The 24528-nt window shown below is 45.9% G+C and carries 30 protein-coding genes and 1 other annotated feature; all 30 genes read right to left on the bottom strand.

Translation table 11 applies throughout. From position 1 onward, the window contains the following. Positions 1–312, bottom strand: a complete 312-nt coding sequence (rplX, locus tag CHH53_RS12985; RefSeq protein ID WP_095216562.1) for a 50S ribosomal protein L24 — start codon at positions 310–312, stop codon at positions 1–3. Between the two features lie 35 nt (positions 313–347). Next, positions 348–716, bottom strand: coding sequence for a 50S ribosomal protein L14 (gene rplN, locus CHH53_RS12980; protein ID WP_095216561.1), 369 nt, complete (start codon positions 714–716; stop codon positions 348–350). A 43-nt stretch (positions 717–759) separates the two neighbouring features. After that, entirely contained in the window at positions 760–1023 is a 264-nt protein-coding gene (rpsQ, locus tag CHH53_RS12975) for a 30S ribosomal protein S17 (RefSeq protein ID WP_093728573.1), read from the bottom strand. 22 nt (positions 1024–1045) lie between these two features. Next, positions 1046–1246 carry a 50S ribosomal protein L29 gene (gene rpmC / locus CHH53_RS12970; protein WP_038565198.1) on the bottom strand — a complete coding sequence of 67 codons (201 nt, stop codon included), beginning with the start codon at positions 1244–1246 and terminating at the stop codon, positions 1046–1048. Further along, on the bottom strand, positions 1236–1670 hold the full coding sequence (gene rplP / locus CHH53_RS12965) for a 50S ribosomal protein L16 (RefSeq protein ID WP_093728574.1): 435 nt from the start codon (positions 1668–1670) through the stop codon (positions 1236–1238). The genes rpmC and rplP overlap by 11 nt, the downstream gene beginning before the upstream one ends. Positions 1671–1688: 18 nt before the next feature. Continuing rightward, a complete protein-coding gene (gene rpsC / locus CHH53_RS12960) occupies positions 1689–2330 on the bottom strand; it encodes a 30S ribosomal protein S3 (protein ID WP_095216560.1) in 642 nt (213 codons plus the stop codon). A 3-nt stretch (positions 2331–2333) separates the two neighbouring features. Further along, entirely contained in the window at positions 2334–2675 is a 342-nt protein-coding gene (rplV, locus tag CHH53_RS12955) for a 50S ribosomal protein L22 (protein ID WP_093728576.1), read from the bottom strand. An 18-nt stretch (positions 2676–2693) separates the two neighbouring features. Continuing rightward, the gene (gene rpsS, locus CHH53_RS12950) at positions 2694–2972 is read right to left on the bottom strand and encodes a 30S ribosomal protein S19 (RefSeq protein WP_095216559.1); all 279 of its coding nucleotides are present in this window, start codon (positions 2970–2972) and stop codon (positions 2694–2696) included. Positions 2973–3029: 57 nt separating this feature from the next. Further along, positions 3030–3860 carry a 50S ribosomal protein L2 gene (rplB, locus tag CHH53_RS12945; RefSeq protein ID WP_095216558.1) on the bottom strand — a complete coding sequence of 277 codons (831 nt, stop codon included), beginning with the start codon at positions 3858–3860 and terminating at the stop codon, positions 3030–3032. A 28-nt stretch (positions 3861–3888) separates the two neighbouring features. Further along, the gene (rplW, locus tag CHH53_RS12940) at positions 3889–4179 is read right to left on the bottom strand and encodes a 50S ribosomal protein L23 (RefSeq protein ID WP_095216557.1); all 291 of its coding nucleotides are present in this window, start codon (positions 4177–4179) and stop codon (positions 3889–3891) included. Further along, complete coding sequence (gene rplD, locus CHH53_RS12935; RefSeq protein ID WP_095216556.1) at positions 4179–4802, bottom strand: 50S ribosomal protein L4; 624 nt, start codon at positions 4800–4802, stop codon at positions 4179–4181. The genes rplW and rplD overlap by 1 nt, the downstream gene beginning before the upstream one ends. 26 nt (positions 4803–4828) lie before the next feature. Beyond that, entirely contained in the window at positions 4829–5458 is a 630-nt protein-coding gene (gene rplC, locus CHH53_RS12930) for a 50S ribosomal protein L3 (protein ID WP_095216555.1), read from the bottom strand. A 27-nt stretch (positions 5459–5485) separates the two neighbouring features. After that, entirely contained in the window at positions 5486–5794 is a 309-nt protein-coding gene (rpsJ, locus tag CHH53_RS12925) for a 30S ribosomal protein S10 (RefSeq protein ID WP_038565171.1), read from the bottom strand. Between the two features lie 367 nt (positions 5795–6161). Further along, positions 6162–7352: an elongation factor Tu gene (tuf, locus tag CHH53_RS12920; protein WP_095216554.1), complete on the bottom strand. Its 1191-nt coding sequence runs from the start codon at positions 7350–7352 to the stop codon at positions 6162–6164. A gap of 128 nt (positions 7353–7480) precedes the next feature. Beyond that, positions 7481–9559, bottom strand: a complete 2079-nt coding sequence (fusA, locus tag CHH53_RS12915) for an elongation factor G (RefSeq protein ID WP_095216553.1) — start codon at positions 9557–9559, stop codon at positions 7481–7483. A gap of 39 nt (positions 9560–9598) precedes the next feature. Then, positions 9599–10069 carry a 30S ribosomal protein S7 gene (gene rpsG / locus CHH53_RS12910; protein WP_093728583.1) on the bottom strand — a complete coding sequence of 157 codons (471 nt, stop codon included), beginning with the start codon at positions 10067–10069 and terminating at the stop codon, positions 9599–9601. 41 nt (positions 10070–10110) lie between these two features. Continuing rightward, positions 10111–10524 carry a 30S ribosomal protein S12 gene (gene rpsL, locus CHH53_RS12905; RefSeq protein ID WP_038565163.1) on the bottom strand — a complete coding sequence of 138 codons (414 nt, stop codon included), beginning with the start codon at positions 10522–10524 and terminating at the stop codon, positions 10111–10113. A gap of 108 nt (positions 10525–10632) precedes the next feature. Continuing rightward, positions 10633–10884 carry a 50S ribosomal protein L7ae-like protein gene (locus CHH53_RS12900; protein ID WP_095216552.1) on the bottom strand — a complete coding sequence of 84 codons (252 nt, stop codon included), beginning with the start codon at positions 10882–10884 and terminating at the stop codon, positions 10633–10635. Between the two features lie 142 nt (positions 10885–11026). Beyond that, a complete protein-coding gene (gene rpoC, locus CHH53_RS12895; RefSeq protein ID WP_095216551.1) occupies positions 11027–14638 on the bottom strand; it encodes a DNA-directed RNA polymerase subunit beta' in 3612 nt (1203 codons plus the stop codon). 57 nt (positions 14639–14695) lie between these two features. Continuing rightward, entirely contained in the window at positions 14696–18235 is a 3540-nt protein-coding gene (gene rpoB / locus CHH53_RS12890) for a DNA-directed RNA polymerase subunit beta (RefSeq protein WP_095216550.1), read from the bottom strand. A gap of 627 nt (positions 18236–18862) precedes the next feature. Continuing rightward, positions 18863–19465 (bottom strand): class I SAM-dependent methyltransferase, encoded by a 603-nt coding sequence (locus CHH53_RS12885; protein ID WP_095216549.1) that lies wholly within the window; start codon positions 19463–19465, stop codon positions 18863–18865. Between the two features lie 102 nt (positions 19466–19567). After that, positions 19568–19930, bottom strand: coding sequence for a 50S ribosomal protein L7/L12 (gene rplL, locus CHH53_RS12880; RefSeq protein WP_095216548.1), 363 nt, complete (start codon positions 19928–19930; stop codon positions 19568–19570). 52 nt (positions 19931–19982) lie between these two features. After that, a complete protein-coding gene (gene rplJ, locus CHH53_RS12875) occupies positions 19983–20483 on the bottom strand; it encodes a 50S ribosomal protein L10 (protein WP_093728589.1) in 501 nt (166 codons plus the stop codon). Between the two features lie 39 nt (positions 20484–20522). Further along, positions 20523–20668, bottom strand: a sequence feature (ribosomal protein L10 leader region). Between the two features lie 49 nt (positions 20669–20717). Beyond that, on the bottom strand, positions 20718–21410 hold the full coding sequence (rplA, locus tag CHH53_RS12870; protein WP_095216547.1) for a 50S ribosomal protein L1: 693 nt from the start codon (positions 21408–21410) through the stop codon (positions 20718–20720). A 162-nt stretch (positions 21411–21572) separates the two neighbouring features. Continuing rightward, the gene (gene rplK, locus CHH53_RS12865; RefSeq protein WP_143594503.1) at positions 21573–21998 is read right to left on the bottom strand and encodes a 50S ribosomal protein L11; all 426 of its coding nucleotides are present in this window, start codon (positions 21996–21998) and stop codon (positions 21573–21575) included. Positions 21999–22164: 166 nt separating this feature from the next. Beyond that, a complete protein-coding gene (gene nusG / locus CHH53_RS12860) occupies positions 22165–22698 on the bottom strand; it encodes a transcription termination/antitermination protein NusG (protein ID WP_095216545.1) in 534 nt (177 codons plus the stop codon). 151 nt (positions 22699–22849) lie between these two features. Next, positions 22850–23026, bottom strand: coding sequence for a preprotein translocase subunit SecE (gene secE, locus CHH53_RS12855; RefSeq protein ID WP_038565135.1), 177 nt, complete (start codon positions 23024–23026; stop codon positions 22850–22852). A 38-nt stretch (positions 23027–23064) separates the two neighbouring features. Continuing rightward, entirely contained in the window at positions 23065–23211 is a 147-nt protein-coding gene (gene rpmG / locus CHH53_RS12850) for a 50S ribosomal protein L33 (RefSeq protein ID WP_095216543.1), read from the bottom strand. A gap of 70 nt (positions 23212–23281) precedes the next feature. Further along, entirely contained in the window at positions 23282–23932 is a 651-nt protein-coding gene (gene sigH / locus CHH53_RS12845) for an RNA polymerase sporulation sigma factor SigH (RefSeq protein WP_093728595.1), read from the bottom strand. A gap of 86 nt (positions 23933–24018) precedes the next feature. Next, a complete protein-coding gene (locus CHH53_RS12840) occupies positions 24019–24528 on the bottom strand; it encodes an NYN domain-containing protein (RefSeq protein WP_095216542.1) in 510 nt (169 codons plus the stop codon).

The following is a 24528-nucleotide window of genomic DNA, read 5'->3' as shown; positions in this document are numbered from 1 at the left end:
TTATTTATCGATAGCTTGACCGGATTTCTTAGCGATACGGACTTTTTTGCCGTCTTTCACTTCGTAGCCTACGCGAGTCGGCTCTCCAGTTTTAGGATCGATCAGCATTACGTTAGATGCGTGAATGGCTGCTTCGATTTCGAGGATTCCGCCTTGCGGGTTATCCTGGGAAGGTTTAGCGTGTTTTTTGACGATGTTTACGCCTTCGACAAGAACACGGTTCTTCTTCGGATAAGCTTCAAGGATGGTACCTTCTTTACCACGATCTTTACCAGTGATTACTTTAACTTTGTCACCTTTTTTAACATGCATGTGTACTGCACCTCCTTAACAAGGCATTAAGTGTATTACAATACTTCAGGAGCAAGGGAAACGATCTTCATGAACTTAGCGTCACGTAGTTCACGTGCAACTGGTCCGAAGATACGAGTACCTCTTGGGCTCTTGTCATCTCTTATGATAACAGCTGCATTCTCATCGAATTTGATGTAAGAACCATCTTTACGACGAACACCGCTTTTCGTACGTACGATTACCGCTTTAACAACTTCACCTTTTTTGACAACGCCACCAGGTGTTGCTTGTTTCACCGTACAAACGATCACGTCACCAATGTTAGCTGTTTTGCGGCCAGATCCACCTAGAACTTTAATGGCTAGGACTTCACGAGCACCAGAGTTATCAGCGACTTTCAAACGAGTCTCTTGTTGAATCATACGAGTGTTACCTCCCTTCGGAATCCTTCCGAGCGATCTTTGATTAGATAATTACTGCTTCTTCTACCACTTCAACCAAACGGAAACGTTTCGTTGCAGATAATGGACGAGTTTCCATGATACGAACCAAGTCACCAGTTTTTGCTGTGCCGTTCTCATCATGTGCTTTGAACTTTTTAGAGTACTTAACACGTTTGCCGTACAGCTTGTGAGTTTTGTAGGTTTCAACAAGAACAGTGATTGTTTTATCCATTTTATCGGATACAACACGTCCAACGTAGACTTTACGATTGTTACGTTCACTCATGTCGCGAACCTCCTCTCGGAATTTAGTTATTTACGCTTAATTCTCTTTCACGAACAACTGTCTTCATGCGAGCAATTGTCTTGCGGACTGTGCGAATACGTGCAGTATTCTCAAGCTGTCCAGTAGCTAATTGGAAGCGCAGGTTGAAAAGTTCTTCTTTAAGAGACTTAACTTTTTGTTCAATTTCGGCAGTGGTCAGTTCTTTGATTTCATTAGCCTTCATTGATTTCACCACCAATTTCTTCACGTTTTACGATCTTAGTTCTTACTGGCAGTTTGTGAGAAGCAAGACGCAATGCTTCGCGAGCCACCTCTTCAGATACTCCAGCAATTTCGAACATGATCTTACCAGGTTTAGTTACAGCTACCCAGCCTTCAGGAGAACCTTTACCGGAACCCATTCGGACTTCTAGAGGTTTTTTCGTGTATGGCTTATCCGGGAAGATTTTGATCCATACTTTACCGCCACGTTTCATGTAACGAGTCATAGCGATACGGGCAGATTCGATTTGACGGCTAGTGATCCAAGCAGGATCAAGAGCTTGAAGACCCCATTCACCAAATGCGACTTCTGTACCGCCTTTGGCACGGCCATTCAATTTACCACGATGTTGTCTACGATATTTTACGCGTTTAGGCATTAACATAATGCTTTTCCCCCTTCCTTATCGGTTGTTTTTGGTTGGAAGGACTTCGCCACGGTAGATCCATACTTTAACGCCAAGCTTACCATAAGTTGTATCAGCTTCAGCTGTGCCATAGTCGATGTCAGCACGTAGAGTATGAAGTGGAACTGTTCCTTCGCTGTAAGATTCTGCACGAGCGATATCTGCTCCGCCAAGACGACCGGAAACTTGTGTACGGATACCTTTGGCACCGGCACGCATTGCACGCTGCAATGTTTGTTTCTGCGCACGACGGAATGAGATACGGTTTTCAAGTTGACGAGCGATGTTGTCTGCTACCAATTTAGCATCAAGATCGACACGTTTCACTTCAACGATATTGATGTGAACACGTTTGCCAGTAAGGCTGTTAAGTGCTTTGCGAAGTGCTTCCACTTCGGAACCGCCTTTACCGATTACCATACCAGGCTTACCAGTATGAATAGAGATGTTTACACGGTTAGCAGCACGTTCGATTTCCACTTTGGAAAGCGCAGCATCTTTCAAACGTTGTTCTAGATAATCACGGATTCTAATATCTTCGTGTAGCAAATCGGCGTAATCTTTGCCACCGTACCACTTGGAATCCCAGTCACGGATGACGCCGACGCGAAGACCTGTCGGATTTACTTTTTGACCCACTGCTTAACCCTCCTTCTTTTCTGTAACAACCACTGTGATGTGGCTAGTACGTTTGTTGATTTGGCTTGCACGGCCTTGCGCACGTGGACGGAAACGTTTCAATGTAGCACCTTCGTTGACGAATGCTTCAGAGATAACAAGGTTATCCGTATCCATTTCATAATTGTGTTCTGCGTTAGCAACTGCAGAACGAAGTACTTTTTCTACTGCCAATGATGCACCACGCTGAGTGTGACGCAGGATTGCAATAGCTTCTCCGACATTTTTTCCTCGAATTAAATCAACAACTAAGCGAACCTTACGAGGAGCAATGCGAACTGATTTTGCCATAGCTTTTGCTTGCATTTAGGATTGCCTCCCCTCTTAGCGTTTTGTTTTCTTGTCGTCCGCTGCGTGTCCTCTGTACGTGCGAGTTGGCGCGAACTCACCAAGTTTATGACCTACCATATCTTCAGTAACATAAACAGGTACGTGTTTACGGCCATCGTACACAGCGATTGTGTGTCCAACGAATGTTGGGAAAATTGTAGAACGGCGAGACCAAGTTCTGATCACTTGTTTTTTGTTGTCTTCGTTCAATTTGTCGACTTTCTTTAGCAAATGGTCATCTGCGAAAGGTCCTTTTTTCAAGCTGCGACCCATACATAAACCTCCCTTTGCGATATGGAGACGGGTGAAAATCCCCGCCTTGCTACCACATTATTTTTTACGCTTACGTACGATAAATTTATCGGACTGCTTGTTACGTTTACGTGTTTTGTAACCAAGTGTCGGTTTGCCCCATGGAGACATTGGTGATTTACGTCCGATTGGAGCGCGTCCTTCACCACCACCGTGTGGGTGATCATTAGGGTTCATTACAGATCCGCGGACTGTAGGGCGTTTGCCTTTCCAGCGAGAGCGTCCTGCTTTACCAACAGTGATTAGTTCATGTTCCAAGTTACCAACCTGACCGACTGTCGCACGGCAAGTACCTAGTACTAGGCGCACTTCGCCAGAAGTCAGTCTTACAAGAACATATTTGCCTTCACGGCCAAGGATTTGAGCTTGTGCACCAGCAGAGCGAGCTAGCTGAGCGCCGCGTCCTGGTTTCAACTCGATGTTGTGGATGATCGTACCAACTGGGATTGTAGCAAGCTCCATAGCGTTACCCACTTTGAAGTCAGCACCTTCACCAGAAAGGATCTCCATTCCTACTTCCAAGCCTTTTGGAGCAAGGATGTAGCGTTTTTCACCATCTACATAGTGAATTAGAGCGATGTTCGCAGTACGGTTTGGATCGTACTCGATTGTAGCAACGCGTCCTGGTATTCCATCTTTGTCGCGTTTGAAGTCGATGATACGGTATTGACGTTTGTGTCCACCACCTTGGTGACGTACTGTCAATTTACCTTGGTTGTTACGTCCGCCACGTTTGTGAAGCGGTGCAAGCAATGATTTCTCAGGCTTGTCAGTTGTGATTTCAGCAAAATCCGATACAGACATATTACGGCGTCCGTTTGAAGTCGGTTTATACTTTTTAATCGCCATCGTTGTTTCCCTCCTTCTCTTTTAGTTCTTAAACACCTTCGAAGAAGTCGATTTCTTTACTGTCTTCTGTAAGTGTTACAACTGCTTTTTTACGATCTGGGCGGTATCCGCCATAACGACCTTGACGTTTGAATTTACCTTTAAGGTTAAGAGTGTTCACTTGTTCCACTTTAACACCAAAGATTACTTCAACCGCTTGTTTGATTTCGATTTTGTTGGCACGTTTGTCAACTTCGAAAGTGTATTTCTTATCGACCATCAGGTCGGAAGAATGTTCCGTAATTACAGGGCGCTTAATAATATCACGTGGATCTCTCATTATGCAAGCACCTCCCCTGCTTTTTCAGCTGCCTCTTTCGTTAAGATCAGCTTATCATGCGTAAGCAAGTCAAGAACGTTAACTTCGCTTTGTGTCAACACTTTAACGTTTTTAAGGTTGTTTGCAGAACGTACAACAGTTTCGTCTTTATCTGCAGTGACGATCAACACCTTGCTATCAACGTTCAGTGCGTTAAGCATAGCAACGACATCTTTCGTTTTTGGAGCATCGAATGCAAGGCTCTCCAATACTACGATGTTTTCTTCTTGTACTTTAGAAGATAGTGCTGATTTAAGCGCTAGACGACGAACTTTTTTAGGTAGTTTGTAGCTGTAGCTGCGTGGAGTCGGTCCGAAAACTGTTCCACCGCCAACCCATTGTGGTGAACGGATGGATCCTTGACGTGCGCGGCCAGTACCTTTTTGACGCCATGGTTTTCTTCCGCCGCCTCGTACTTCAGAACGTCCTTTTACTTTATGCGTACCTTGACGCATGGAAGCACGCTGCATTAGTACTGCTTCGTGTAATACATGTGTGTGTGGCTCGATACCGAATACGGAATCGTTCAATTCGATTTCACCGACTTGAGATCCGCTCTGGTTGAATAGTGCTACTTTAGGCATGATATATCCTCCCTTCGTATTGTGAATTAGTTACCTTTAACGGCACTTGATACTTTCACGTAAGATTTTTTCGCACCAGGTACGTTACCTTTTACAAGGATAAGGTTGCGCTCAGCGTCAACTTTAACGATTTCAAGGTTTTGAACAGTGATTTGCTCGCCGCCCATTTGTCCTGGTAGTGCTTTACCTTTGAAAACGCGCATAGGGTCGATTACACCCATGGAACCTGGTCTTCTGTGGTAACGGGAACCGTGTGACATTGGTCCGCGGGATTGGTTGTGGCGCTTGATTGCACCTTGGAATCCTTTACCTTTAGAAGTACCTGTTACGTCTACTACGTCTCCTGCAGCGAAAATCTCTACGCTAATCTCTTGCCCAACTTCGTGTTCGTCAAGAGCAGCGTCACGGATTTCACGAATGTAGCGCTTAGGTGTTGTGTTTGCTTTCTCAGCATGGCCTTTTGCAGGTTTATTTGCGTTGTTTGCTTTCTGATCAGCAAATCCTAGTTGCAATGCATTGTAACCGTCGGATTCGACAGTTTTCTTTTGAAGAATTACGTTTGGTTCAGCTTGGATAACTGTTACAGCTTGAAGTTCACCACTTTCAGTGAATAGCTGTGTCATGCCGATCTTGCGTCCCAAGATTCCTTTCGTCATCCGTTACACCTCCTATTTTGTGTAAAATTATAGTTTAATTTCGATGTCCACACCGGACGGTAGATCAAGTCTCATCAAAGAATCGACTGTTTGCGGTGTAGGACTAACGATATCGATAAGACGTTTGTGAGTACGCATTTCGAACTGCTCACGGGAGTCTTTGTATTTGTGCACCGCACGTAGAATTGTGTATACAGATTTCTCTGTAGGAAGCGGAATCGGACCTGATACGTTCGCACCAGAACGTTTCGCTGTATCTACGATTTTTTCTGCAGACTGATCAAGGATTCTGTGATCGTATGCTTTCAAACGGATTCTGATTTTCTCTTTTGCCATTATTTTCCCTCCTTTATCGCCCTTATTATTTAGGACATTCTCAGCGGAAATTAACTTGACCACCCTGCCATGGCAAAGGGGCCTGGTGTGCCAACAACCTCCCGCATCATCGCCTTTAAATGACCAACATTATAATTATATAGAAAAAACGCGGTCAATGCAAGTCTTATCTAAGTTTACAGCCTAATAGACTGTAATCTCCCATAAGATGACACTTTATGTATTATACAGAGCATGCAGTCGGTTTTCAAGTCATTTCAGCATTTTTTACATTTAACTGGTGCTGCCAATCTCTGGTGCATATAAGCATAAAAAAAGAAACAGACAGCACGTCTGCTGTCTGTTTCTTCTATATAGTTATTTCAGCTTACGCTTCGATAACAGATACAACGCCTGATCCAACAGTACGGCCACCCTCACGGATAGAGAAGCGAGTACCATCTTCGATAGCGATTGGAGAGATAAGCTCAACGGACATCTCGGTGTTATCGCCAGGCATTACCATTTCAGTACCTTCTGGAAGGTTAACTACGCCAGTTACGTCAGTTGTACGGAAGTAGAACTGCGGACGATAGTTAGAGAAGAATGGAGTGTGACGTCCACCCTCTTCTTTAGAAAGAACGTAAACTTCTGCTTTGAACTTTGTATGTGGAGTGATTGTACCTGGTTTAGCAAGTACTTGTCCACGGTTTACATCCTCACGGGAGATACCGCGAAGAAGCGCACCGATGTTGTCTCCAGCTTCAGCGTAGTCAAGAAGCTTACGGAACATTTCTACACCTGTAACAGTTGTTTTCTTAGGAGCTTCGTTAAGACCGATGATATCAACTTCGTCACCGACTCTTACTTCACCGCGCTCAACACGGCCAGTTGCAACTGTACCACGACCAGTGATAGAGAATACGTCCTCTACTGGCATCATGAATGGTTTTTCTTTATCGCGTTCAGGAGTTGGGATGTACTCATCAACCGCATCCATAAGTTCGAAGATTTTTTCTTCCCATTCCGCTTCGCCTTCAAGTGCTTTAAGAGCAGAACCTTTGATAACTGGTACATCATCACCAGGGAAGTCGTATTCGCTTAGTAGATCGCGAACTTCCATTTCAACAAGCTCAAGAAGCTCTTCATCGTCAACCATGTCACATTTGTTAAGGAATACAACAATCGCAGGTACACCTACGTTACGGGAAAGCAGGATGTGCTCACGAGTTTGTGGCATTGGACCATCAGCAGCGGATACTACTAGGATAGCTCCGTCCATCTGTGCAGCACCAGTGATCATGTTTTTAACATAGTCAGCGTGACCTGGGCAGTCAACGTGCGCATAGTGGCGAGTTTCAGTTTCGTACTCAACGTGTGCAGTAGAGATTGTGATACCACGTTCTCTTTCTTCTGGTGCACCATCGATTTGATCGTAAGCCATAGCTTCACCAGAACCGGATTTCTTGTGAAGTACAGTTGTGATAGCTGCAGTTAGTGTTGTTTTACCATGGTCAACGTGTCCGATTGTACCAACGTTAACGTGGGATTTGGAGCGGTCGAATTTTTCTTTACCCATTAGTAATTCCTCCTTAAATATGGAAATATCTCATGTAATAGATAGTATGTTTCTTGTATTTCGGAAGCATACGCGCGCGCACGCAGGCTTCCAATACAAGTTATACTTGATTACCGGTAAAAAATCAATTATTCACCAGCGTTTTTCTTGATAATTTCTTCACTGATGCTCTTAGGCACTTCTTCGTAGTGATCGAATGTCATTGTGTAAGTTCCGCGGCCTTGTGTGTTGGAACGCAACGCTGTTGCGTAACCGAACATTTCGGAAAGCGGCACGAATGCATTGACTACTTGGGAAGGTCCGCGAGTATCCATGCCTTCGACACGTCCGCGACGGGAAGTGATATCACCCATGATGTCTCCCAAATATTCTTCTGGGATTACGACTTCCACTTTTACAAGTGGTTCCAAGAGTACCGGCTGACATTTGCTCTTGGCGTTCTTAAGCGCCATGGAAGCTGCAACCTTGAAGGCCATCTCGTTGGAGTCGACATCGTGGTAGCTACCATCAAATAGGGATGCTTTTACGTCGATTAGCGGATAACCAGCCAATACACCGTTTTCCATCGCTTCTTTGATACCAGCTTCAACAGATGGGATGTATTCACGAGGAACGACACCACCAACGATGTTGTTTTCGAATTCGAAACCAGCACCTTCTTCGTTCGGCTCGAATTTGATCCAAACGTGACCGTACTGACCGCGACCACCGGACTGACGTACGAATTTACCTTCGACTTCAGCAGCTGCGCGGAATGTTTCGCGGTATGCTACCTGTGGGGCACCTACGTTTGCTTCGACTTTGAATTCACGGCGCATACGGTCTACGATGATATCCAAGTGAAGCTCACCCATACCGGAGATGATAGTCTGACCAGTTTCAGGGTTTGTTTCAGTTCTGAATGTAGGATCTTCCTCAGCTAGTTTACCAAGGGCAACGGACATCTTATCTTGGTCCGCTTTCGTTTTTGGTTCGATCGCAACAGAGATAACCGGCTCTGGGAATACCATGGACTCAAGGATAACCAGTGATTTTTCATCACATAGAGTATCACCAGTCGTAGTATCTTTCAAACCAACTGCTCCGGCGATGTCACCAGCGTAAACTTTGGAAATCTCTTCGCGGCTGTTAGCGTGCATTTGCAGGATACGGCCTACGCGCTCACGCTTGTCCTTCGTAGAGTTTTTCACGTAAGAACCTGCTTCCAATGTACCGGAGTACACGCGGAAGAAAGTAAGTTTACCAACGAATGGGTCAGTCGCCACTTTGAAGGCAAGTGCGCTGAACGGTTCGCTGTCGCTGGATTTACGTACGATTTTCTCTTCAGTACCTGGAACGATACCTTCGATGGCTGGTACGTCGGTAGGTGCTGGCAAGTAATCAACGATACCGTCGATCAAAAGCTGAACACCTTTGTTTTTGAATGCTGAACCACAGAATACAGGGTAGAATTCAACAGATAGAGTCGCTTTACGAACTGCTTGCTTAAGCTCTTCGTTAGAGATCTCTTCTCCTTCAAGGTAGCGTTCCATAAGATCTTCATCTTGTTCTGCTACAGCTTCAAGAAGATTTGTGCGGTATTCTTCCGCAAGTTCTTTCATATCATCTGGAATAGGACGAGCATCTGTACGCTGACCCAAATCATCGAGATAATAGAAAGCCTCCATTGTGATAAGGTCGATAATTCCTTCGAAATTATCTTCCGCACCGATCGGAAGTTGTACTGGGTGCGCATTAGCGCCCAGACGTTCGTGCATCGTTTTAACGGAATAAAGGAAGTCTGCACCTGTTTTATCCATTTTGTTAACGAAGACGATACGTGGTACACCGTAAGTTGTAGCCTGACGCCAAACTGTTTCAGTTTGCGGCTCAACTCCGGACTGTGCATCAAGCACAGCTACCGCTCCATCAAGTACACGCAGGGAACGTTCTACTTCAACTGTGAAGTCTACGTGTCCCGGTGTATCGATGATGTTGATACGGTGGCCTTTCCATTGAGCAGTTGTTGCAGCGGATGTGATAGTGATACCACGTTCCTGCTCCTGCTCCATCCAGTCCATCTGAGAAGCACCTTCATGAGTTTCTCCGATTTTATGGATACGTCCTGTATAGAATAGAATACGCTCTGTTGCAGTTGTTTTACCGGCATCGATGTGAGCCATGATACCGATATTACGCGTATTTTCTAAGGAGAACTCTCTAGCCATTCGGTATTTCTCCTTCCTAGAGTGAATTTAAGATAGATATTACCAGCGGTAGTGAGCAAACGCTTTGTTCGCTTCCGCCATTTTATGCATATCTTCACGTTTTTTAACAGAAGCACCTGTGTTGTTGGAAGCATCAAGAATTTCGTTGGCAAGGCGCTCTTCCATTGTTTTCTCACCGCGCAGACGGGAGTAGTTGACAATGTAACGAAGACCTAGTGCTTGACGACGCTCTGGACGTACTTCAACTGGTACTTGGTAGTTGGAACCACCCACACGGCGTGCGCGTACTTCAAGTACAGGCATGACGTTCTTCATGGACTGTTCGAAAACCTCCATTGGATCGTTTCCACTACGTTCTTTAACTAGTTCAAATGCTGCATAAAGAATCTTTTGAGCTTTACCGCGTTGTCCGTCAACCATGATTTGGTTGATCAAACGAGTTACCAATTTAGAGTTATACAACGGATCTGGCAACACATCACGTTTAGCTACAGGACCTTTTCTTGGCATATGTTCTCCTCCTTTCCTATGATGGTTAGCTTATTTTTGTCTTATTTTTTAGGGCGTTTCGTACCATATTTGGAACGACCTTGTGCGCGGCCGTCAACACCTGAAGTATCAAGAGCTCCACGTACGATATGGTAACGTACACCCGGTAAGTCTTTTACACGTCCGCCGCGGATCAAAACAACACTGTGCTCTTGCAAGTTGTGTCCGATACCAGGAATGTAGGCAGTAACCTCGATTCCGTTTGTCAAACGTACACGTGCATATTTACGCAATGCAGAGTTTGGTTTCTTCGGAGTCATTGTACCAACACGAGTACAAACACCACGTTTTTGTGGAGAAGACTGGTTAGTCAAAGACTTCTTGAAGCTGTTGTACCCTCTGTTCAATGCTGGAGAGTCAGATTTCTTTGTTTTGCTTACGCGACCTTTGCGTACTAATTGATTAATAGTAGGCATGTTTTTTCCTCCTTTCAAAGCTTTTTGTAATACCACACATCCAGGTGGTTCATTTTTTGGCAAAAAACAAAGCTTTCACGAGCTGAGCTAGCATCAGCTGCGTCAAAACTATTTCCTGATTGCCACAGTAGCTGTCCCTACATCTATGCCACAAGCTTCACCTAATCGTTTCATAGAATCGACTTGGATCGCTGGTATGCCTAATTCCTCTGCCAGCTTTCTCACCTGGCTGGTAATATGCTCGGCAGCGTCATCTGCAATGACAACTGTTTTCACTTGGCCTTGCTTCATGGCCTTGAGTGTTTGTTTGGTTCCGATAACGATTCCCGTATTAGCATGTGCTACTTTTTCATAAGACATATGCATATCCTCCAAAGTATACAAGGAGAATCGGAAGCACCTTGAATATAGTATCACTCAAGGAAGCTGATGTCAATCACCTTCACAAGAGATTTACTGTGCTTCCGACAATTATTTTGTTTCCTTGTTTATTAGGGCACCGTTACGGTGTTACAGATTCGATCTCCTGGCCTTCTGTCACTTCTTCAGGCGCTTCCAGCTTCGCTTTGATCTTGCGGTACTGCGGCATGCCAGTACCTGCAGGAACAAGCTTACCGATGATGACATTCTCTTTCAAACCGAGAAGTTCATCGCGCTTACCTTTGATGGCTGCATCGGTCAGGACACGAGTAGTCTCCTGGAAGGACGCGGCAGACAAGAAGGAATCCGTTTCAAGAGAAGCTTTCGTGATACCCAGCAATACTGGTTTACCGCTGGCTGGCTGGAAACCTTCCCGCAAGACTTCACGGTTTGCTTCTTTGAATTGATGGATCTCAAGAAGTGATCCCGGCAATACATCCGTTTGACCAGAATCGATGACACGTACTTTGCGAAGCATTTGGCGAACCATTACTTCTACGTGTTTATCGCCGATTTCTACCCCTTGCATACGGTATACTTTCTGCACTTCTTTCAATAGATACTGCTGAACGCCGGCTACACCGCGAACGCGAAGCAATTCTTTCGGATCGACAGAACCCTCTGTAAGCTCCTGACCAGCTTCGATCGCATCTCCTTCAGCCACACGCAGGCGTGCACCGTATGGAGCTGTGTAAGTCTTCGTTTCCACTGTACCTTGAATGACGATTTCTTGCTTTTCTTTCACTTCATTGATTTCAATGACTGTACCTTTGATCTCAGAGATGACAGCCTGACCTTTAGGGTTGCGCGCCTCGAACAATTCCTGGATACGAGGCAAACCTTGCGTGATATCGTCACCGGCTACACCGCCTGTGTGGAACGTACGCATTGTAAGCTGTGTTCCTGGCTCACCGATGGATTGTGCAGCAATGATACCGACTGCTTCGCCGACTTCGACGTCGCTGCCAGTAGCAAGGTTGCGGCCGTAGCATTTCTTACATGCACCATGTTTCGTGTTACATGTGAAGACTGTGCGGATGGCAACTTCTTCGATACCTGCATCAACGATTTGTCTTGCTGTATCTTCATCGATCAATTCGTTTTTCTTGATGATCACATCGCCTGTTTCAGGATGTTTGACATTCTCGAACGCTGTACGGCCGACAAGGCGATCATACAATGGTTCGATCATTTCAGTTCCTTCAGTCAGTGCGCGGACTCTCAAGCTGCGGTCGGTTCCGCAATCTTCTTCACGGATGATGACATCCTGCGCCACGTCGACAAGACGACGAGTCAAGTAACCGGAATCGGCAGTTTTCAGGGCTGTATCGGCCAGACCTTTACGCGCACCGTGTGTAGAGATGAAGTACTCTAGTACTGTCAGACCTTCACGGAAACTGGACTTGATCGGCAACTCGATGATTCTACCAGCCGGGTTGGCCATCAAACCACGCATACCAGCAAGCTGCGTGAAGTTGGATGCGTTACCGCGGGCACCGGAATCACTCATCATGAAGATCGGGTTGCGGTTGCTCAAGGACTTCATCAGGCGATCCTGGATGTCATCCTTCGCTTTGGACCAGATGGAAATGACTCGGTCATATCGCTCTTCTTCCGTGATCAAACCGCGACGGAACTGCTTCAGCACTTTATCCACGCGGGATTGTGCTTCATCAAGGATTTCCGTTTTCTCTTTCAATACGACGATATCGGAGATACCAACCGTAATACCTGCTTTAGTGGAATAGCTGAATCCAAGGTCCTTCATGCGGTCAAGCATTTTAGACGTTTCACTGATCTTGAAGCGTTTGAACACCTCGGCAATGATGTCGCCTAGGAAACCTTTTTTGAACGGGGAGATAATCTCGCGTTTCGCGATCTCCTCTTTGATATTCGCACCCTTCTCAACGAAGTAGTGTGCAGGTGTTTTTTCTTCCAGATTCTCGCGAGTCGGTTCGTTCATGTAAGGGAACGAGCTCGGCAAGATCGTGTTGAAGATAAGTTTACCCACTGTTGTAAGCAGGATTTGGTTGTTTTGCTCTTCCGTGAATGTTTCATTTTTCAAAGAGCCGGCATCTACCGCCACACGAGTGTGCAGGTGTACATAACCATTTTGGTAAGCAAGCATCGCTTCGTTGACATCTTTGAAGACTTTGCCTTCGCCGATTGCACCTTCACGCTCAAGAGTAAGGTAGTAGTTACCTAGTACCATATCCTGGGACGGTGTCACGACTGGTTTACCGTCTTTCGGGTTCAAGATATTCTGTGCAGCAAGCATAAGGATACGAGCCTCTGCCTGCGCTTCCGCAGATAGAGGTACGTGAACGGCCATCTGGTCACCATCGAAGTCAGCATTATAAGCTGTACATACAAGCGGGTGAAGACGAATCGCGCGGCCTTCTACCAACGTCGGTTCGAATGCCTGGATTCCTAGGCGGTGAAGCGTAGGTGCACGGTTAAGCAATACCGGATGCTCACGGATGACTTCTTCGAGTACATCCCATACTTCCGGATGCAAGCGTTCGATTTTGCGTTTTGCGGATTTGATGTTATGCGCAAGTCCTTTTTCAACCAATTCTTTCATGATGAATGGTTTGAATAGCTCAAGCGCCATTTCTTTCGGAAGACCACACTGATACATCTTCAGATGCGGACCTACGACGATTACGGAACGTCCGGAATAGTCTACCCGTTTACCAAGCAAGTTCTGACGGAAACGTCCTTGTTTACCTTTCAGCATATGAGAAAGAGATTTCAATGGACGGTTACCAGGACCTGTGACCGGACGGCCGCGGCGGCCGTTATCGATCAACGCATCGACTGCTTCCTGCAGCATGCGTTTCTCGTTTTGTACGATGATGCTAGGTGCACCAAGGTCCAAAAGGCGTTTCAGACGATTATTCCGGTTGATTACCCGGCGATAAAGGTCGTTCAAGTCAGATGTGGCGAATCGGCCACCATCAAGCTGAACCATCGGGCGAAGCTCCGGAGGAATGATCGGAAGTACATCCAATACCATCCAAGAAGGTTCATTGCCGGAATGACGGAATGCTTCCATCACTTCCAGGCGCTTGATCGCACGCGTTCTGCGCTGACCTTGTGCTGTTTTCAATTCTTCGCGAAGTGTTTCCACTTCTTTTTCCAAGTCGATGTCTTGAAGGAGCTTGCGGATCGCTTCTGCACCCATTTGAGCTTGGAATGTATTACCGTATTTCTCACGATACAAGCGGTATTCTTTCTCGGAAAGAAGCTGCTTCTTCTCAAGTGCTGTATCTCCGGCATCTGTTACGATGTACGCTGCAAAGTAGATGACTTCTTCCAACGCACGAGGAGACATATCCAGTACAAGACCCATACGGCTCGGAATACCTTTGAAGTACCAAATATGAGACACAGGAGCTGCCAGCTCGATGTGTCCCATGCGCTCACGGCGCACTTTGGCTTTGGTGACTTCCACGCCGCAGCGATCACATACGACGCCTTTATAACGGACGCGCTTGTATTTACCGCAATGGCATTCCCAGTCCTTTTGCGGACCGAAGATGCGCTCACAGAACAAACCGTCTTTTTCAGGCTTCAATGTACGATAGTTGATCGTTTCCGGCTTTTTGACTTCTCCGTAAGACCAAGAACGAATCTTATCAGGTGAAGCCAAACCTATTTTCATAAACTCAAAATTATTTACATCTATCAAGGGGCCTACCTCCCTTTTAGTATCCCGTTACTGCCCTGCAGTCGATGTTTGGGCGCATTAACCTTCCTGTACATCAAGATTGATGCGGTCAGGTACCTGCGTCTCGTCTTCATCTTCGAGTTCTCGCATTTCTACTTCTTCTTCATCACCATTGAGGATCTTGACATCCATACCAAGGCTCTGAAGCTCTTTGATCAATACTTTGAATGATTCTGGCACACCAGGCTCTGGTACATTATCACCTTTGACAATGGATTCATACGTCTTCACACGTCCGACTACGTCATCGGATTTGACAGTAAGGATCTCTTGCAGGGTATACGCCGCACCATATGCTTCCAGTGCCCATACCTCCATCTCACCGAAACGCTGACCGCCGAACTGTGCTTTACCACCAAGCGGCTGCTGCGTAACCAGTGAGTAAGGACCTGTGGAACGAGCATGCAGCTTGTCATCAACCATGTGGGCAAGCTTGATCATGTACGATACACCGACAGATACACGGTTATCGAATGGTTCACCGGTTCTGCCATCATAAAGGATCGTCTTCGCATCACGCGGCATACCAGCTTCTTCGAGCGTTTCCCAAACATCTTCTTCACGCGCACCATCAAATACCGGTGTTGCAACGTGGATGCCCAGCGCACGAGCTGCCATACCCAAGTGAAGCTCAAACACCTGTCCGATGTTCATACGGGATGGTACCCCTAGTGGGTTAAGCATGATATCGACTGGCGTTCCGTCCGGCATGAACGGCATATCCTCTTCTGGAAGGATTTTGGAGATTACCCCTTTGTTACCGTGACGTCCAGCCATTTTATCCCCTTCAGAAATCTTACGTTTCTGAACGATATAAACACGTACAAGCTGGTTTACACCCGGTGGCAGTTCATCTCCGTCTTCACGGTTGAAGATCTTGACATCCAATACGATACCGCCGGCACCGTGAGGTACGCGAAGGGATGTATCACGGACTTCGCGAGCCTTCTCGCCGAAGATCGCATGCAATAGACGTTCTTCTGCAGATAGCTCCGTCACACCTTTAGGCGTTACTTTACCAACCAACAGATCACCATCGGAAACCTCGGCACCTACACGGATGATTCCGCGTTCATCAAGGTTCTTCAGCGCATCTTCCCCGACGTTCGGGATGTCGCGAGTGATTTCTTCCGGTCCAAGCTTCGTATCACGCGCTTCTGATTCGTATTCCTCGATATGGATGGATGTGTATACATCATCTTTCACAAGGCGTTCGCTCATGATGATGGCATCCTCGTAGTTGTAACCTTCCCATGTCATGAAGGCAACGAGTACGTTGCGTCCAAGAGCAAGTTCTCCATCCTGCATGGAAGGTCCGTCAGCAAGGATTTCACCTTTTGTGACACGGTCGCCGACACTGACGATCGGACGTTGGTTATAGCAAGTTCCTTGGTTGGAACGATTGAATTTTTGCAGACGATAACGATCTGTATCGCCTTTCACTTCACTGCCGCCAACTTCTGTGATACGACGTACAATGATTTCTTTCGCTTCGACGCGCTCCACGATACCTTCCGCTTTGCAGATGACTGCTGCACCGGAGTCTTTACCGGATACATATTCCATACCTGTACCTACGATCGGTGCTTCCGGCTGCATCAACGGTACTGCTTGTCGCTGCATGTTCGCACCCATCAGTGCACGGTTGGAGTCATCGTTTTCCAAGAATGGGATACACGCGGTCGCGGCAGATACAACCTGTTTCGGTGATACGTCCATGTAATCGATACGCTCACGAGCAACAATTGTATTCTCTTCACGGAAACGGGCAACGACTTCTTCATTCTCGAAGGAGCCATCTTCCGCAAGCGGAGAGTTCGCCTGTGCGATAACATAGTTATCCTGCTCATCGGCAGTAAGGTAATCAATTTGATCTGTCACACGGTTCGTCTCTGGATCGACACGGCGGTAAGGCGTTTCGATGAAACCGAATTTGTTCACTTTCGCATAAGTGGAAAGAGAGTTGATCAAACCGATGTTCGGACCCTCCGGCGTTTCGATCGGACACATTCTTCCATAGTGGGAGTAGTGTACGTCACGCACTTCAAAGCCGGCACGTTCCCGAGTCAAACCACCAGGTCCCAAAGCAGAAAGACGACGTTTGTGCGTCAACTCGCCAAGCGGGTTTGTCTGGTCCATGAACTGGGAAAGCTGGGAGCTTCCGAAGAATTCCTTGATTGACGCAATCACCGGTCGGATATTGATCAGCTGCTGCGGTGTGATGGCAGATGTATCCTGGATGGACATACGCTCACGCACCACACGTTCCATACGGGAAAGACCGATACGGAACTGGTTCTGAAGCAATTCACCGACAGAACGCAATCTTCTGTTACCAAGGTGATCGATGTCATCTGTGTCGCCAACTTCATATAATAAGTTGAAGAAGTAGCTGACAGCTGCCACGATATCGGCAGGGTCCAGGTTCTTCACGCTATCATCGACTGTTGCGTTACCAGTGACGTTCAATGTACGTTCGCCTTCCGGATCAGTCGGGTCGACGATTTTGATTGTTTGAACCAATATTTGATCTTCCACTACACCATCATGCGGTTCCAGGATGTTCTCACCGAACTTGCCATTTGTACCGTCAAGATGAGGAAGGATCTTATCAAGCAGACGACGGTCCAGTTTGTCGCCTTTTTGTGCAAGCACTTCACCAGTCTCTTCATCGACGATCGGCTCAGCCAATGTCTGATTGAACAGACGGTTTTTGATATGAAGCTTTTTATTCATTTTGTAACGGCCTACATGTGCCAGGTCGTAACGTTTTGGATCGAAGAAACGAGAAACAAGCAAGCTTTTCGCATTCTCTACAGTAGGCGGCTCTCCCGGACGAAGACGCTCATAGATTTCAAGCAATGCCTTTTCGGTAGTTTCTGTGTTATCTTTCTCCAATGTGTTGCGAAGGTACTCGTTATCACCAATAAGATCGATGATTTCCTGATCACTTCCGAATCCGAGTGCACGAAGCAGGACAGTGATCGGAAGCTTACGCGTACGGTCGATGCGGACATGGACCACATCCTTTGCATCCGTCTCGAACTCAAGCCATGCACCACGGTTAGGAATGACTGTCGCTGTGTGGCCGCGTTTCCCGTTCTTGTCGAATTTCTCACTGAAATAAACACTAGGGGAGCGAACAAGCTGTGATACGATTACGCGTTCAGCACCGTTGATGATGAACGTTCCTGTATCTGTCATCAATGGGAAGTCACCCATGAATACTTCCTGTTCTTTTACTTCGCCTGTCTCGTTGTTCAACAAGCGGACTTTCACACGAAGCGGAGCGTTATAGGTAACGTCTCTTTCTTTTGCTTCATCTACTGGATATTTCGGTTCGCCAAGGCTATAGTCGACAAATTCCAGCGATAAATTACCCGCGAAATCCTCGATCGGGGAAATATCCTGGAACATCTCTCGTAATCCTTCTTCTAAGAACCATTCATAAGAAGCGGTTTGAATCTCGATAAGATTCGGTAACTCTAGCACTTCACTAATACGTGCATAGCTTCTGCGCTGGCGGTGTCGTCCATACTGAACTACTTGACCTGTCAACAGCTTCACCCCTCAAATCAAACATTAGTAATGTATTCAAGCTGCAATCTTAAAGATTGCAGTAAATCAACATCCTGCAGCAAGTTTTCCCTGCTGTATACTCCCTGCATGACCAACCTTCTTCGGATAAAGGTCTGTCTGAATTGCCGGAATGCCGATTGACTTTCCAAGCAATAAATTATATATTGTAGCTAACATAAATGAATCGCCACAATATTTGCATTGTTCACATCTTCCGTTTACATAGAAAAGCATTCGCATAAATACGAATGTGATGTGAATGTTGTAATGAAACGGGCTCCCTTTCCTGTTTATTGAAAATCAGAAAGTGGTATAATTCCAACAGCGACACACTCCGACTGTCCCTCTGCACCGCCTTCAAGCTAAAAGCGAAAAAGGTTTTTTCATAAAAACCGTTAAAAATTCAGCTTGCTAGCTCCTCCGAATGGCGACATAACCCTGATCATACATATTTAGATAAAATCGACAAAGGCAAAAACACAATATTGATAGCAGTCTTGCCAATCAGCCGACAGTTTAAACACGATCCCCAAAGAAAATTATAATCCTCTCCGAGTATCGTTATCTATTGGCATTTTACAATACTACCACAAGCTTTTATGCGAGTCAATCTTTTTTAGCCAATAGGATGTAATAGCCTTTATCCTTCTTCACGATTTCACATGAACCGAACAGCTGGTTCAATTTTTCCTGGGCAGATGGGGCACCTTGTTTCTTTTGAACGACAACCCAGAGCTCCCCCTGAGGAAGAAGCGCCTGATGGCTCTCTTCAAATAGCTGATGTACAACCTTCTTGCCTGCCCGGATTGGAGGGTTGGTAGCAATTGCCGCGAACTTCCGGTCCGAAAAAGCGGTCAAGCGATCACTCACATAGAAATGTGTGTTGCTCGCCCCATTCGCCTCAGCATTCTGCTTGGCAAGTGATACTGCACGCTCATTGACATCACTCATCACAATGGAACGATCTGTGAAAGCTTTTGCAAATGAAATGCCGATCGGTCCATATCCACACCCAAGATCCAGTATATCCCCTTCTATTTCCGGCTCTCTGAAGACATCAATCAAAACCCTGGACCCGAAATCCACTTCCTTCTTGGAAAATACTCCGCTATCCGAAGTGAAAACAAGTTCATTGCCTTTCAATGTGAAACGCCATGTAGCAGGAGCACTTTTGGATTGCGGCTGATTGGTATAATAATGATCCGACATAATTGGTCACCTTCTTTTTCAGGATCCATTCACGATTGCCATGGAGAGATAGATAAAAGGAAAGCTCGCCCGAGGGCGAGCTTTCTTTTTATTGCTTAACTATTACTTAACTTCTACAGAAGCTCCAGCTTCTTCAAGTTTAGCTTTAAGTTCTTCAGCTTCATCTTTAGATACGCCTTCTTTGATGTTGCCAGGAGCGTTATCAACAAGATCTTTAGCGTCTTTAAGACCTAGGCCAGTTGCTTCGCGAACAGCTTTAACGACTTTGATTTTAGAAGCGCCAGCGCTTGTAAGAACAACGTCGAATTCAGTTTTCTCTTCAGCAGCTTCAGCAGCACCGCCACCAGCAACAGCTACAGGAGCTGCAGCAGTAACGCCGAATTCTTCTTCGATAGCTTTAACAAGATCGTTCAATTCTAGAACGGACATACCTTTAATCTCTTCAATGATTGTCTCTTTAGACATGATATTTCCTCCTTGGAAAATGTTTTATTTTGTTTGGAAGTCTCAGGCCGCCTTAAGCGCCTTGCTCTTCTTTTTGTTCTGCGATTGCTTTCGCAGCATAAGCGAAGTTGCGAACCGGTGCTTGTAGCACGCTAAGCAACATGGAAAGCAAGCCTTCGTAGTTCGGTAGATCTGCAAGTTCTTTGACTTGTTCCACAGAAGCTACATTGCCTTGGATGACACCAGCTTTGATTTCAAGTGCTTCGTTCTTTTTGGCGAACTCGTTCAAGATCTTAGCAGGAGCAATTACGTCTTCATTACTGAAGGCAATAGCAGTTGGGCCTGTCAAGTTCTCGTCTAGTTCAGTCAAACCAGCTACTTCAGTAGCACGGCGAGTCAACGTGTTTTTGTAGACTTTGAAATCCACACCAGCTTCACGAAGCTGTTTGCGAAGTTCAGTCACCTCAGAAACAGTAAGACCGCGGTAGTCTACTACGATTGTAGATTGGCTCGCTTGGAATTTCTCAGCGATTTCATTTACAACCTGTTTCTTTTGTTCGATGATCTTGGACATATGTTCCACCTCCTGTTAGCTTGTTCACCATTATACCTGGAGTTAACATGAAAAATGCCTCCATTCGACATGGAGGCATGATCACAAGGAACAGTCGGAACAGACTGCCTGTTTTATCTCACACACCTCGGCAGGAAATTAAGCCCTCGGGCACCTGCTGTCTTAGGTATAACGTTTATTAGGTTTTAACCACAGTTGATTATATAGTGTTTCCAATTAGATGTCAACAGACAATTAACGGAAAGGAGCTACGTCAACTTTGATTCCAGGGCCCATAGTAGAAGCGATCGCTACGTTCTTCATGTAAAGGCCTTTGGAAGCTTGCGGTTTAACTTTGATAAGCTGTTCGATCAATGCAACAAGGTTTTCTTCCAATTTCTCTTCAGAGAAGGAAGCTTTGCCGATTGGTACATGGATGTTAGCTTGTTTATCAACGCGGTATTCTACTTTACCAGCTTTGATTTCCTGGACAGCTTTTTCTACGTCGAATGTAACTGTGCCAGTTTTCGGGTTAGGCATTAGACCTTTTGGTCCAAGCACACGGCCCAATTTACCAACTTCAGCCATCATGTCCGGAGTTGCAACGATAACGTCAAACTCGAACCAGCCGCCGTTGATTTTCGCGATTAGATCCTGTTCGCCAACGAAGTCGGCTCCAGCAGCTTCCGCTTCTTTTGCTTTATCGCCTTTAGCGAATACCAATACACGTTGAGTTTTACCAGTACCATGCGGCAATACCATCGCACCGCGAATTTGCTGGTCGGCTTTCTTAGGGTCTACACCCAAACGGAAAGCAGCTTCGATTGTTTCATCGAATTTAGCAGTTGCAGTCTTTTTGACAAGTGCAACAGCTTCTTTCACTTCGTACAATTGAGTACGGTCAACAAGCTTAAGTGCTTCTTGTTTCTTTTTGCTTTTTACAGCCATTTCCTTTTCCTCCTCGGATTGTGGTTTTAACGGTAGGACCTCCCACTTGTTAAAGCGGAACGGACAGAGTCCGCAAATGCCGGAAATGCCGGCTTTTAAAAAGGCTGCGAAATGGGATCCTCCATTCACGCAACCTCGTCAGTTTCCTTGATTGAAATGGAATCAGTCTTCGATGACAATTCCCATACTGCGAGCAGTACCTTCAACCATACGCATTGCTGCTTCAACGTTTGCAGCATTCAAATCAGGCATTTTAGTTTCCGCAATCTCTCTAACTTTATCGCGTTTAAGTGTAGCGACTTTGTTACGGTTCGGTTCACCAGATGCCGATTCGATACCAGCTGCTTTCTTAAGCAAGACTGCAGCAGGCGGAGTTTTGGTGATGAATGTAAATGAACGGTCTTCGAATACCGTGATTTCAACTGGAATGATCAAGCCAGCCTGTTCTTGCGTGCGGGCGTTAAATTCCTTACAGAATCCCATGATGTTCACACCTGCTTGACCTAGTGCCGGTCCAACTGGTGGAGCTGGATTCGCTTTAGCTGCAGGAATCTGCAATTTTACAACTTTGATTACTTTTTTAGCCACGAGACACACCTCCTTAAGTCCGTGATGTGGTAATAGGGCTTGTCACCCTCCCACTCAACATGTCTGTATAGCTATAGATAGCGTACACTATAGTCAATAACATTAAGATTCTAGCATTTATCCACAAACAATGCAAGGGGCTTCCAAATAAATTCCGGATGCCGGATTATAATTTTTCGATTTGGGAGAAATCAAGTTCCACCGGTGTTTCCCGCCCGAACATATTGACGTGGACTTTGACTTTCTGTTTATCCATGTCGATATGTTCGATTGTACCTGTGAAATCGGTGAATGGCCCATCGGTGACGCGGACGCTTTCCTTCTCTTCGAAATCGAATTCTGTCAGGGTCTCCTCCATGCCCATCCGTTTAAGGATGACCTCCACTTCCTCTTCCAAAAGCGGTGTCGGCTTGGAACCTGAACCAGTCGATCCGACGAAACCAGTGACACCCGGCGTGTTCCGTACGACATACCAAGAATCATCCGTCATGATCATTTCCGTCAATACGTAACCAGGGAAGACCTTCTTCATTGCCGTTTTACGTTTACCGTTCTTGATTTCCGTCTCTTCATCCTCGGGAACGACGACGCGGAAGATCTTATCTTCCATTCCCATGGAATCGAGTCTTTTCTCCAGGTTGGCTTTTACTTTGTTTTCATATCCAGAATAAGTGTGTACGACATACCATCTTTTTTCCATGCTGTCAGGACAAGCGCTTGTCCTTCCCTCCCTTTGGTTTAGTTATTGCCGATGCTGGACAAAAAAGACCAATTTAAAAAACCCGTACGCAACGGGTTTTTCTCTACGAGCAATATTTAATACCATTATAGCATATATCAGTGGGTATTATTCAAAAGAATAAATTTAAAATCTCAGAGATCCCTAAATCGACCAAGCCGAAGAATATAGCAGCGAACACGACTGTTAAAACTGTCACGATCGTGTAGCGATACAGCTCTTTGCCAGTTGGCCAGCTGACCTTCTTCATCTCTTTGGATACATTTTTCAAAAACGTAACAGGATTCACGGTACTACCCCCAAACTCTCGCCGACAGGCATTGTTGTCTATTTCGTTTCCCGATGGACCGTATGCTTGTCGCATCGTTTGCAGAATTTCTTAGTCTCTAATCGCTGTGATTGATTTCCACTTTTTGCGGTGGAATAGTTGCGGCTCAGGCATTCCGAGCACGCCAATGTAACTGTTTTACGCAAACTTCTCCACCCTCTCGGGTATTTTGACACAATTTTACTCTAGCACGCATGAAATCGCTTGTCAACGGAGCTATAATGTCACTTCGCTGATCTCAAGATAGCGTTCAAGCTTTCGTTTTACCCGCTGCAAGGCATTATCAATCGACTTGACATGCCGCTTCAATTCCTCGGAAATCTCCTGATAAGATCTGCCGTCCAAATAAAGGGCGAGCACTTGTCTTTCGAGTTCGCTGAGGAGCTGTGCCATCTTCTCCTCCATATCGAGGAATCGCTCCTGGTTGATCAGGACATCTTGCGGATCGCCTGCTTTTGAGCTCACGATGATATCAAGCAGCGTCCTGTCTGATTCCTCATCATAGATCGGCTTGTCCAGCGATACATAAGAGTTGAGCGGAATATGCTTCTGTCTGGTCGCTGTCTTGATTGCTGTGATGATCTGCCTCGTCACACAAAGTTCAGCAAATGCCTTGAATGAAGCGAGCTTCTCACCATTAAAATCACGGATGGCCTTATAAAGGCCAATCATCCCTTCCTGGACAATGTCTTCCCGGTCGGCTCCAATCAGAAAATACGTACGAGCTTTCGCTCTGACAAAATTTCGATACTTGTTAATCAGAAAATCTAGGGCATCAACATGACCTGCTTTCACTAAATCCACAAGAACACTATCTTCCATCACTGCATAATCCTGGTCTTCCGTCCGCTGTTTGACAATTGTCACTTAAGGATTCCCCCTGACCATGTATACCGCGAATTTATACGGTCATTATACAGGCGCCCTAAATAACCGTCAATATACTACTTTGGCTATTTCTTCCTTCTGCGCCATGCTTCGAGCGTATCCCTGATTTCGGGTTTCAAGGGGATTTTTGGCTGGAATTGTCGACTATTGTAATCCCTGATTTCCTGGTCGATTTCCCGTTCGATCTGTTTGATTTCCAGATATAGTTCCCTGGAAGATTTACGAAGGGCTCCTTGCCCAAATATAGTACGCTGTTCCGCATAATCACTTGTTGCGACATAGACTTGTGTCTTGACATTTTTCAACGTTTTAATCAATTTTTCGATACGGTCATCCGCTGTCTCTTTTTCTTTTGTATAAACAACTTCAACTTTAAAGTTTTCGTATTTTTTTTCCAAGCCTCTCACATGGTAAGCATCGAAGACGACGATGACCCGGTGTCCAGTGTAAGCCTGATACTCGGCCAGCTTCTCGATCAGCAGCTGGCGGGACTGTTCAAAATCTTTGTCGCGGAGTGCATGCAGTTCCTCCCATGCTCCGATGACGTTATAGCCATCGACCACCAAGATGACCAT

Source organism: Terribacillus sp. 7520-G (genome assembly GCF_002271665.1).
Lineage (GTDB): Bacteria > Bacillota > Bacilli > Bacillales > Amphibacillaceae > Terribacillus.
This window is presented reverse-complemented; position numbering and strand designations above follow the sequence as displayed.